Origin of the sequence: Legionella erythra (genome assembly GCF_001467615.1) — a bacterium.
GTDB lineage: Bacteria > Pseudomonadota > Gammaproteobacteria > Legionellales > Legionellaceae > Legionella_C > Legionella_C erythra.
The window spans coordinates 1-12,196 of sequence record NZ_LNYA01000029.1 but is presented as its reverse complement, the minus strand read 5'-3'; the positions used below and the strand labels follow the sequence as shown (position 1 = coordinate 12,196).

The following is a 12,196-nucleotide window of genomic DNA, read 5'->3' as shown; positions in this document are numbered from 1 at the left end:
TATTTGTCAGCACTATCCAGTGCCGACAGATTATATGCTATGACTAATTACACAAAATTATTTACAGATCCAAGTAAATCTAAGACACACCAGCTAAGTCACTTTCTTTAAACCCCGTCCTGGACACTCCATTTCAAATTACTTGACAACGTCACGGTATTATCGATCATGAGGGTTTTCCTCTTGGTTTGATTAAAGTTCGCACTCCTATCAAAACGGGAAACTATAACCTTATCAATAGGTTATGTCAGATTAAGTCAAAAATAATTCATTTTCTGATGTGTTGGAATTAAACTAATATTTCAGCTAAGGTGAGTTGCCAGAATGGGGTTTAGGGATTTCACCTCCATCTAAATAGCAAATGTCACATTTACCCAGCTTTTGGATAGTCATTATATCTGGATTATACCCTGCTTTATCCTTGTCTAGTTTAGCAAGAACCACATTCTCATCTAGATTAACATTAGCAAGATAGGGTCTGGAATAAAGCATCATATTTTTACCATAGGAAGTTTGACTGTTGACCTTTGCTTTTGCTGTTTTTTCAGATTTGAACAGAGTTACTCTTGATGAGAATGATTTACTAATGTGACTGGGTGTTACATCGATATCTAGCATGCCATCATTGAAGATAGCGTCCCATATGCTGTCGGATGCTACTTTATGTGCGACATTTTCACCAACCGCATAAAACTGACTTCCTTTGTATAATGCAAATATGCCAAGCTCTTTTGCATTGGCTTCGATTTTTAAGAATAAATTAACTGAATCACGAAATTCTTTGGATACAGATCTTAGCCTTAAGAGTGTCTTTAAATCAAGGAATGGAAAGAGGTCATCAACAAGAACCTCTTTGGGGATCAAATATAAAGATTCATCTTTATCCCAAGTAATATTCTTCTTGCCATTATTAACCATTTTCTTCATACCAAATATTTTCTTGAACATAAATTTCCTAATGCAGTCTCATGCTTGAGAATAAAGTGTCGACAATTACAACTCCGGAGAAATGCCACTGAGAAGCACTTGGCCTCAATTATAAATTGATCCAATATTAATCTATTTGTTTATATTATGTCAATCGCTTATGCTTAAGATTGCCATAAAAAGCTAAAGATTAATGTCTACTTGGCCTTCTTGACAGCAAAACAACCAGCACTCACGTCTCGTATAGACACCAAATGAAGATAAAAGACCTTCACACCGATTGCTACTCATAAGTGACGTGGTCAAGTAATTTGAGACACACCAGTTAAGCTACTTCCGTTAAAACCCTATCTTCATAGTCCTTTTCAAATTGGTTGGGATTTTTGTACCCCAGTGTTGAATGGGAGCGGAATCTGTTACACAACATCGTAATCCATTTCAAGACATCCTGTTGTTCCTCAAAACGGCTTTGATAATGGTTCCATTGAACACATTCCTGTTTCAAGCTGCCAAAAAGCTTTCGGCGACAGCATTATCCCAGCAATTACCTTTTCTACTCATGCTGCCTGTGCAGTGCCAATCCGTTAACAGGTTGCCATACTCATGGCTGGCATGTTGGGCACCCCGATCGCAGTGAACGATGAGGCCTGGCTTTGGTTTTCGTTGCCAGAGCGCCATTTTAAGCGCATGACATACCAATGACGCTTTCATTCTTGAACCCATACTCCAACCAACTACTTTCCGGGAAAACAAGTCAATCACAACAGTCAGATACAACCAACCTCCCTGTGTCCATAGGGACGTTATATCAGAAACCGATGCGAGATCAGGGGCTTTTGGCGAGAACTCGCGATTGAGGACATTCTCAAACACTGGCTTTTTGTGATTGCTGTTTGTCGTCACTTTGTATTTTTTCCTGTAACGCACTATCACATTGGCTTCTTGCATCAGGCTTCGTGTTTTGCGCCTGCTCGCTGGATATCCCAGTGTATTTAACGCTCTCTGCATCCGTCGGCTGCCATAGGTATAATAACTTTTATCAGCAATTTGTTTCACAAAATCCAGCATATCCTGATGCTCTGGATATGCTGGTTTATTGTGATGATTTTTCCGGTAATGGCAATACTCTGAACGTAACACACCCATTATTAAACACATCGCGCCTACCGGCCACACCTTCTCATGTTGGACTATAAACGAATACTTCATTTCGTTTCTTGAGCAATTGAATTTACCGCCTTTTTTAATATTTCTTTCTCCATCTTCAGTCGTTTGTTTTCTTCCCGCAAACGGCGTATTTCAAGCTGCTCTGCTGTTAGTTTTCCATTGCCTCTGAAAGCCTGACCATCACCCGATTCATTTTCTTTATCCAGCGATTAAGCATTTTCGGGTTAATCGATGAGCTGCGGGCTGCTTCTGCTCGGCCATAACCTTGTTCGGTAACCAAGCTAATTGCATCTAGCTTGAACTCTTTTGAATATTTTTTGTCGTAGACATGTTTCTCTCCAATTAAGTTATTATCTTTTAACTGGTGTGTCCAAATCTATTAGACCACGTCACTCTGCATAGGATTGACACTATTAGACCTCTGCGATAAGTCATTCGGAATCATTCTGCCCTCGACAGAGAAAAGAGAGGGGCACCGCAAATTAATGTTTGCTTAATATATTTAATTGATATAATTATACTCGATTTTTAACTGGAGTTTATTATGAAAAGCTTTATGAAATTATTTAAAAAAAATGATGGGATTAAAAGGATTGATGGTAATGGTGATTTGTCAAAATTTCCTCAAGAAATATTCGAGGAGATATTGGGTCATCTCGATTCAAAATCGGCTCGCAATCTCCGTGTCAGTTCAAAGGAAAATTTAGAAAAGGTTGATTCGGCGATTAGCAATATTAATGTTGCTAAAAAAGTAGGATTAATTAATTTGTCCAAAAGAGATTTAATTGCTGTTGGTGAGAATGTGGCATATCGATTGTTTGGTATTTCTGATTTTTACGGAAAAAACAGACAGCCCAATGAAAAAGAAATCCAAAAGTCATTTAAAAAAGAAGTGATATTGTTTTTCAATGAAAATGATGCTGATGAATACATAAAAAGAAAAACAGTACGCAACGAATTTAATGCCGATGAAATTGATAGCAAGCCACATAAAGTAAATGTAACATCAACTGATAAAAATAATATGTTTAGAATTAAAAAAATAACGGGTAAAGAAAAAGATATTGCTTTAATTGCTTATGGCAATGAAATAGATAATAAAATTACTTTTAATAAATAGAAAAATATGTTCTCACTCTCTTAATTTTCATTAAAAATTAAGAGAGTGAGAACTTTATCTAATTAATTATGAAGAAAAAAATTAAGAACATTCTTTATCTTTGGCTTCAATTTGAAGATAATGACGAAATTAAAGTCTCATCTGGAAAAATAAGCACCGATTTCCTGTTTGTAAAAAAACAAATACCTTACGCATTGGCTTGGTATGAAAAATACTCAAAGAGTATTGAAGAAGATTGTGAAGATGAAGAGGAGCTCACAATGACTCAGGGCTGTTGCAATATGTTGAGTTTAATACCAAAAATGACACAAGATCAATATGAGAAACTGCTAAATGATGCTGAAGATGATGATTTTTTATGTAATGACATTGATATAGCAATAAAATTGATGAATGAGAGAAAACAGAAAAAAGATAAGCAGAAAAATATGGAATTTGACCTTTGGAAGAAGGGATTGACTAAAACAACTCATGAAATCCTAAAACCAATTATTCATTCTCAGAATGAACTAGCAATATTTGGAAGCGATCTCTTGGGGTACAGACAAGTTCAAAAATATTTCGAATCAAAGGAAGGTGGGAATAAAATAACCTATCATTTCGAACAAACAAAGCAGATTTTAGGGTGTGATGACGTGGGGGTGCGTGTATGGAATAGCGACTTTGAAAAACCCAGCGAAATCAATGCCAATCAGAACAAAAAACCAAGCAAAGGATGCGTTGTTGATGTACTTCAAGAAAACATAAGAAGATATTACCATGATGAACCTTTAATACCCCTGTATTTTGTTATGCAAAGAGTAACGGATGAAGGCTCATTCAATCAACAGGATGGCGAAATAGGTGAGAATTTACAGAATAGTGGCTTCAAAACCAGCAGCTTATGCAAAAAGAATAGTATTACAGGGGCGGAGATGCGTACTGTTTGGAGGCTAAAAAATGAGTTGCACGACGAGGTTATAGCTCACATTTTATCGCATGTAACACGAGGGCTAGTGATAGAGAGTACTTGTGATGAGAGTGATTTCCAGGTCCTTTCAGTAAAAGAATGTGGTTCCCACTTACTTCCATGGGAAGTAAACAAATTGAGATGGGTCAATAGGGACCGAAAGCATGGATTAGATGATTCTAAGCTGAGTGGAATTAAATCCAATGATTGGCTTTGGCGTTTGCTATGGTTTAAAAATGAAATGTCAGAAAAGCCCTGCCAACACGGCAAGTTACCTCAGATACCAGTTTTATGGAATGCACCTCTCTCAAAAACAGAAGATTTAAAATGCATTCAAGCAAATCAAATTGAATTGCCAAAGTCATTATTTTGGAGTTAGTTTGCAGATTGAATAACGTGTGCTAATCAAGCTAAAGCAGCATAACCAGAGATAATACATGTGTCAAATAGGTCTATAATAACATTTGACAGCGATACTCTAGTGCAAAATACAATGTTATGAATACGTTCATTCGGAGGATAATCGTATGACCTTGTCAGTAAAGTCATTTAATGGGCCAATTAAACGTTTAACTGGTCCTTCGGATCATCCAAAGCTGAAAGGTAGCAATAAGACAGATAGTATAAGTATTGTCGCATTTGATAGAGAAAGTGACGCATGGGGTATTTTTTCTAATTACGCTGAAACGCCTATCCGTATGATGACGCCATATGGTGAAAGAACATTTCCTACTGTCGAACACTATTTTCAATATCAGAAAGATCCGAATGATAAGGCATACTTGAATGAAATCCTAAGTGGAGATGCTCAGAATGCACGAAATTTAGGCCAAAAAAAGAAGTGGAATCATTACTCGGACGCCGACAGAGCAATGGAGAGAGCAATTGATGCAAAGCTAAAAATCCCCGGGGTACAGAACGCCCTCCTTGCTACAGGTGATGCCTGCTTGATTGAGGATACAGGAAGCCGAAGTGATAAAAATCAAGATGGAAATTGGGGTTGGAAAAAAGGAGGGCAAGTTGCTCCACATAACGGTGCTGGAAATAAACTCGGTATCCTGTTGATGGAAAAGCGTAACCTTTTAAATTCTTCAAGTAACGTTGAAGATCCCAGAGATTTATCTGAACGTGCTAGGGGCATTATGACGCATAATTACGCTCACACAGACCTTATCAGCCTCAGCAAAAGTCTGCCTGATAGCACTCGAGCCTATTCGACCTACAATCATCAAAATAATAACTTACCTCACTCAAATCAGGAACTAAGTAAGGTAATTTATCGAATGGGAAAAATGAATAAAGAATACTCTGGCATTCCTTTAGTAGAACGGGGCGCAATGAATGGAACACTTAAAATAGCTTTCGACAGTCCTGAGGATGCCAATGAGTTCCAAACTATACTTGCCAAAGAGGGATTTAAAACAACTTATTTTGGGGGAAATGATAAATACCCGATAGATTGTGGAAACGGAAAAAACCTTGAGCATATTGTCCGATTTGAAAATGATGGTCTAGCGGAAGAAATTCCTGCTGCAGCTTTAGAATTTCTTAAAAGAAAATTTAGTGACGACGATGAAAAAATTGCTGACATCGTGCAGCAATTAGGTTTTGAGAGTGCCGAATTACGAAGTGAAATGCAGAAAAAACCTTAATTTCAAACAACCTACGGCAAATTTAAGCTACAGCCAGCCTTTAAACTACCTCATCCATAATGGCCTTATATTTCAGCAGGAATAGCACTATTAACAAAGAACGGGGTTGTTGTGATTAAATGGTTATTCAGTGTGCAATTTTCATGGTGCGTCGATCCCGTCATAAATGCATGCAGATAAAACAAATTCATTGTTTAGAAAGCGTCACAACATTTCGTTAAAGATGTTGGCATAAACCTGCCTTTGCCATCTTCCCCCAGAAAAAGCACAGTAAACTCAGCGGAGGTAATTTGTCAGCCTCTTTTTTTGAATATTTCAGGCCTCCCGTAAGTCTGTAAGATTTCTATTAAGTGCCTATGCAAAAGAGGGCACCAATGGTGCTGTCGCGGGCTATAAAACCATTCTTAAGAGCCATTCCATAATACAAAAGACTTAGCGTATATAGTTTAGCGGGATAATCTACAGAAGCACAATCTGATTGAAATTAGGTCTAAATGGTCTAATATAATACTAGGTCATTTTGTTTAAGTTTTTATCAATGTCTTACAGTAAAGTGCTTGGGCATCTCAAAAAAGGACCAAGACTAAAGAGTGACGCCACAAAAGATTTAGAAGCAATTGTAAAATTATTTCTAAATCCGACCCAGAAAGCTCAATGCCGCTTTAATGCATTGGGTGAGTTGGAGGTAGTATTTAATGATCAGATCTTCAATCTAACTCAAATTTTAATGCATCAGCCTGATTTCGAGCATTTTTCCTTTTCAGACGAGGTTTCCGAGCATTATGAAATGTTTATTGAAACCGCTAGCCATAAACCCTCTCTAGAGGGGGGTGTATTTATTCCTCGACAAGAAGATTATGAAAAAGCTGATAAAAACAAACGTTATACACAGTTGACGTATGGCGAAAAACTGGCAATAACGCTGTATACCTCAAATTTCTATGAAGAAATTAATTCATTTTTACGAACTCAGGGGCGTGATATAAGCTTTAAAGAACTGTCATCGGATAGATTAACTGAGATAGTGAAGGAAATTGTTCTGGCCAGTTGCCTTGCCGCTCATGGTCTAACCCGATTAGAACTACCTAATGACTCCGATGACAGCAGCCTCCAGGAAGTCTATCGCGCTGAGAGTAGTCATCGAATTCCTGAAAGCGTATGGAAACAACGCCATAAAGCAATCGACACTCATATCCCCATACGCCAGGATGGATTTATCAGTTCTTCTGAAGACATGAATGCCATGAAATTATCAGGCACCGACACAACGCTGAAGATTTCTCAACCTCACCATGGAATTGGTAAGCGCGTACAGGATTTGTCTTATAAAGGCGATGAGCAGGAGGTTCTTCTTGTTCCAGGCACACAATTAGCATTCGGTTCGTTCAGCCAAGACAAGGGCAGAAAGGTATTTGAAGCTTTTGTCGTGAGAAGCCTTGATGGTATTGATCCTTCCTCTTACTCGACTGTCAATGCTGAGATCAGGACACAGCTTATTTCCCTTCGTGAACAAGTCGATTATTTAAGAGGGCAGGTTCCCCCTCCACAGAAAACGCCATTCTCATTATGGAAATCGCTTAGTAATTCCATTAAAAAAACGGAGATTGTGGCGCTTCAGGACCAGATAAAACAATTGGATAAGCTCATTCTTTGGTTTGAAGACAACAAGCATAAAACCAGTGAGAAAATAGCAAAGCTTGAGGCTCTTAACAAGAAAATGGGAAAGCTTGTTGAAAAAGTAAGGGGCTCCAATTTGTTACATGAGCCGTTGAAGGATGCCTCAACTAAAATCAGTCATCTTATTATGCAACTTAAGATAGGTAATTCATCTGGGTTAATCAGGGAAGCGGGGTATGTCTATACCCATCACTTAAGTAAGGCTTATAAAGAAACTGAGCTGGAAAGCACTGATGCTGTATTGGCGCGTGATAATCAGGTAATCCATCGCCCTAATCATGGCTTGGCTCACTCTCTCAGAGTAGCCACTTATATCCCACTTGTGGTCGAGTATTTCCAGCAATTTGCGAAACCAAAATTAAGCCAGCTCTGCCAGAATCTCAATAGTGAAGAACTGAAGAAACTGCAACTTTGCATGCTTTTTAGTGTTTCTGGACGCGAATCGGATCTTGCTTTTAAAAGCAACCCGGAAAAATACCGAGAATATCGCCAGCGATGTGCTGAACAGTTCACTCTGTATGCACGCGGCAAAATGTCAAAGGACGATGTCAATAAATACGCAGAACTGATCCTCAACATGGGTAATCCAGATTACTTAAAATCAAAAAACATTACCCCTAAAAAGCAAGCTCTTTTCCACATCATGAATCTGGCGCACAAATTGGATCTGATGCGGTGCTACCATTTGGCACAATATAATATTGCCATAGCCAATGGTCATGACTCACTTATTGTTCCATCTGACAGCCAACAACGCCACTTTAATGCGTTATTAAAAACCGTTACTCAACGTATCCACGCCACCGGAGATAGAGTTTATTGTCAAGTGAAGGATAATCAACTAATGTCCTCGACCGAGGATTATAATTTCCCGGTTTTTGCCAGGGCCAGTACGGATGCGAGGGAGTGTTTACAATTCATTGCAGAGGCTGACACTCCTAATCTCACTAGTGCCTCCTCCCACTCAGTCGAATCAACGATACTGCCATCGACTGCTGATAATCAGGCTGATAATTTACAAAAAACCTTTATTTTTCTTGATAGCATTGAAAATTATACTCTAGCTCTGCTTAAATTTTTAACTGCTGTAAAATCAACAGGGATTGCTGAAATTGATGAAGTGAAGAAGGATGGCCGTTATTTATTGCAAAAATTAATTCCGAAAGAAGAGCACTATATACTACTGGCAGAAACAGCTTATATGGATACTAAACCTATTTCCATTACTTTAACTAATGAGGATTTATATTTGTTACTTTTGAGAATGCCACAGGAAATGTTGGAGGACTGCTACTCAGCAGAAGAGCTCGTACCACTTTTAAATAAATCATTAGGTCAATTGCGCATATCAGCGCTGGATAAAGTCGACTCTTCTTATCAAATAACTGCCGTTGTGCAGGATGAACCAAGCGGGCCAGTGCGGATCAAACTTGTAAGTTCACAGATGGGATTAGATCCTATAGAAGTTTCGCTATCTCGATCGGAGCTCTTCGATTGTTTACAATCACTTAGTCAAGAGGAGATATTTACTCTGAAATTCTCTAATTGAACGATTTTTAAGTGGTGAGTCTGAAAATAGCGCAATTGACTTGGCGAAGTATTTATGAAAGCAGTAAATTTTTCTGGAAGTTGCCTTTTTATTGTGCGTATCTTTCTGGTCTGTTTCAACTTATAACTGTTTCAATCAAGACCAGCAGTTACAATTTGCCTAGAAGCTTTTGCTTAGCACATGTTGCTTTGATTGTCGTATTTATTATAAGCCCATTCGCCCAGATATTTTTCAAGTTAACACTTATTAGAAATACAATTCGCTAATTGTAGTGCTAAAATAAAACTATTGGGCTATCTTTACGGCAAATAACATGGGCGGACAACTTTATCTTAACAATGGCCAGGCACCGAATCGAAGCAACGTCTGTGTTTCCGGTTATCAACGAAGCAAAGAGAATTTTGCTTTGAGTAACTTTGATGATAATGAAGGCAAAGGTTATAAATTTCTCGACCCACATCTCGGAGAACTTTGGTTTCCAACGTCAGAGCACTACTTGCATTTCCAAAAATTAACACCTCAAGCTAAAACAGATAAACTGAAAGTCTGGCAAGATCAAAAAAGCCCTGGGGAAATCCTTAGGGGTATTAGGAATCCACAAAGTCAATATTACATTCCACCTGAACAATCCGCATACTACGTAGATAAAAATAACCCATTTGATACTGAAAAATGGGATGTTGAAAAAAAATCAGTTCAGATGCAAATTAATGCGGCCAAATATCAACAATCTGAAAAGTTCCGCGAAAGTATTCATAAAGCAATAGAGTTAGGATGGGCTTTTGGAGATCAAAATGGGCCTGCGACCATCATTGAGGATACAAGTAGTCTTGCGAGTGGTCAAAAAACAGAGGAAGAGTGGGGAACTGGCCCAGCAGGAAATGGTAAAAACATTCTAGGAAACTCACAGACAGCCTTCGCAATGATAGTAGAAAAGGGTCTAATAAGCGCCAAATCTCCCTTGCAATCTCTAGATACATTTAAGACGACTACGATAAGAGACTTCTATATGACTGCTGACAATCAATATAAAAATGGCGTTCAGAGATCATTACAGGCGGTTAGAAAACAAGCAGGAAGGGATATGGGCCTTAATCAGCCCGATACAAGCGATTTGGATGGCTCGCTAGTGCAAAAGGTCTCGTTAAAAAATATGAGGATTGAGGCAAGTAGTTTTCTAATTCATCCTAAACCATCCCAGATGCCACTTAGTGAGCAAAAACCATATCAGCAAATAATAAATGCCAATCAACAGAAAAGCTATGATTCATCGCCAGCAGAATTAAATATTTTTGTTAATAAATATGGTAATACAGTGATTGAGCGATATAAAAATGCGAATCTTCAATTATATTACAAACCAGGTCAAACCCTAGGAAAGGATACGCCCCATGTCCTTTATCGAGATAACCAAAATTCCAGTTGGAAACCTGGAGATATACGACATACAAGCGCCCAAAATTTACTTCAGGAATACCAAAAAACAATAACTATACAATCGCAAAATAATATCCAGAAACAATCTAGCCAACAGCAGGTACGAGAAACTGGATTGGAATATGTGACCAAAAGCTTAAAAAATATTACTTTCGGATATGCTCTTCAATCTGTTCAGTTAGACAGAGATAAGAATGTACCACATAAGCATGTAGTTAAGATAAATTTTAATACGCGAAAAGAAGCGGAAGCTTTTAGAGATAAGCATTTTAGTCAACCAACACCATCACCAATTGATGGTAATACTGTAATTATTGGAGAAGATAAAGCGAGGTATTTCTTTAAGATCATCCAGATTGAAAATTATGGTAGGCATAATCCACGAGACACTATGAGTGTATTGATTGATGAGTTCAAAATGCACCAATCAGCTCAATCAATTCCGTCGATGAGATCGCCAACATCATCCCAAGTCGTAAGTAACAATAATAGTATTTCCCAAAATAATGGCGTATGGTCAGCACTAAAAATAAATCCATTTGAAGTCAATTTCAAAGAAAAAAACGGTACAGCTATTTCGGCTGAAGCCCAAGCAAAAACGATACTCAATGAAGTAAGTAGAATACACAAAGAAAAAGGGGCCAAAGTTGTTGGCATAACTTATTCTGCTAATCAGGCTCAAACAGAAGAAATTTTAAAAACTTATGCAAACGGCGGTTGGAAAACCAATACACAGGGCTCGAATCAAGCGGCGGTAATTCAGAAAATCGAAGAATTATTGGCAACAGATGAATACAAACATTTACAGAATGTCTATCGAACTGTTCCTATCACCACAATGAAATACCAAAATGGTCAAGCAGCCCCTGCGGACAATTCTTCAGTGGAGGAAAGTCTTAGGAAAGCTTCAGAATTTATGTCAAATGGGGGCGTATTATTAGGCTGGAAAAATCAAACTACTCCACAAGGATTAGCCATCGGCGGAGGTATCTCTGACCAAGTGCAAACCCCAGTGCAAAAAAAGATGATTAATGATTGGATACAAAACCCCTCATCAATGCTATTCTCAGCAACTTGCGCCACTAAGCAATACAAAGATAAGTTACACAGCCATCAATCTACAAGAGATTATCTAATAAGATCTTACTTTCCTGATAATTTTATTGGTGGTTTTATAGAACATAATATCCCAACGGATATAGATAAGTATTTAGACAGTAAGATGAGAGATATTATAAAAAAATACTATCCAGGAGTCGACTATTCTGGACACGTGCTACATACTTTGGCCTATCATTTTACACAAGTGTCGCTAGAAAAAAGAGAGGAGAATGCCGCCTCCTTAGAAAAAGACAAAATACAACAGGGCCTATGTGATTTTTCTGAAGCTAATGGTTTGAATCTTGACCAGAAGCTCGTAAAGGAGTTGAGTGAAGAGCTTTGCCTGATCCACAGTATGGTATACGATGAGGAAAACTCAATACGAATGAAAAAATAATTTAAAGAAATGCTGATAATCTAGCGAAATGCACTTTAATAGTTCGATCTTTGCCTAAATGAAAAATCAGAAGGTCGGATTGAGTCTGTCCGGAATTCTGTGTAACTAGCCGTCCTGTTATGTGGTAACTCTATCGCCGAATTCGATCATGAAGCGATTCATAGCTGGTTTCCAGTTATGAATCGGCATGGTCCACTTTTGAGAAATTCGTTCAATTGCC

6 protein-coding genes and 1 pseudogene are annotated in these 12,196 nt (G+C 38.1%); 5 read left to right on the top strand and 2 right to left on the bottom strand.

Features of this window, described 5'->3' with window-relative positions; genetic code table 11:
* Positions 1-306: 306 nt before the first annotated feature.
* Both Lery_RS09290 and Lery_RS09285 read right to left on the bottom strand, forming a co-directional pair.
* Complete coding sequence (locus Lery_RS09290; RefSeq protein WP_058526987.1) at positions 307-948, bottom strand: F-box protein; 642 nt, start codon at positions 946-948, stop codon at positions 307-309.
* A 304-nt stretch (positions 949-1,252) separates the two neighbouring features.
* Positions 1,253-2,437, bottom strand: a pseudogene (locus Lery_RS09285) (IS3 family transposase).
* Positions 2,438-2,638: 201 nt separating this feature from the next.
* Here Lery_RS09285 and Lery_RS09280 point away from each other — a divergent pair.
* The 5 genes from Lery_RS09280 (at position 2,639) to Lery_RS15530 (ending at position 11,976) form a co-directional block, all read left to right on the top strand.
* Positions 2,639-3,214 carry a hypothetical protein gene (locus tag Lery_RS09280; RefSeq protein WP_058526986.1) on the top strand — a complete coding sequence of 192 codons (576 nt, stop codon included), beginning with the start codon at positions 2,639-2,641 and terminating at the stop codon, positions 3,212-3,214.
* 68 nt (positions 3,215-3,282) lie between these two features.
* Complete coding sequence (locus tag Lery_RS09275; RefSeq protein WP_058526985.1) at positions 3,283-4,542, top strand: hypothetical protein; 1,260 nt, start codon at positions 3,283-3,285, stop codon at positions 4,540-4,542.
* Between the two features lie 148 nt (positions 4,543-4,690).
* On the top strand, positions 4,691-5,815 hold the full coding sequence (locus Lery_RS09270) for an NADAR family protein (RefSeq protein WP_058526984.1): 1,125 nt from the start codon (positions 4,691-4,693) through the stop codon (positions 5,813-5,815).
* Between the two features lie 538 nt (positions 5,816-6,353).
* The gene (locus tag Lery_RS09265; RefSeq protein WP_058526983.1) at positions 6,354-9,041 is read left to right on the top strand and encodes a SidE phosphodiesterase domain-containing protein; all 2,688 of its coding nucleotides are present in this window, start codon (positions 6,354-6,356) and stop codon (positions 9,039-9,041) included.
* Between the two features lie 313 nt (positions 9,042-9,354).
* Positions 9,355-11,976 carry an NADAR family protein gene (locus Lery_RS15530; protein ID WP_065230281.1) on the top strand — a complete coding sequence of 874 codons (2,622 nt, stop codon included), beginning with the start codon at positions 9,355-9,357 and terminating at the stop codon, positions 11,974-11,976.
* Positions 11,977-12,196: the final 220 nt, after the last annotated feature.

Bases quoted from the DNA above. Each gene is read 5' to 3' on its own strand.
- Lery_RS09290 (WP_058526987.1), bottom strand. From the start codon at position 948: ATGTTCAAGAAAATATTTGGTATGAAGAAAATGGTTAATAATGGCAAG.
- Lery_RS09280 (WP_058526986.1), top strand. From the start codon at position 2,639: ATGAAAAGCTTTATGAAATTATTTAAAAAAAATGATGGGATTAAAAGG.
- Lery_RS09275 (WP_058526985.1), top strand. From the start codon at position 3,283: ATGAAGAAAAAAATTAAGAACATTCTTTATCTTTGGCTTCAATTTGAA.
- Lery_RS09270 (WP_058526984.1), top strand. From the start codon at position 4,691: ATGACCTTGTCAGTAAAGTCATTTAATGGGCCAATTAAACGTTTAACT.
- Lery_RS09265 (WP_058526983.1), top strand. From the start codon at position 6,354: ATGTCTTACAGTAAAGTGCTTGGGCATCTCAAAAAAGGACCAAGACTA.
- Lery_RS15530 (WP_065230281.1), top strand. From the start codon at position 9,355: ATGGGCGGACAACTTTATCTTAACAATGGCCAGGCACCGAATCGAAGC.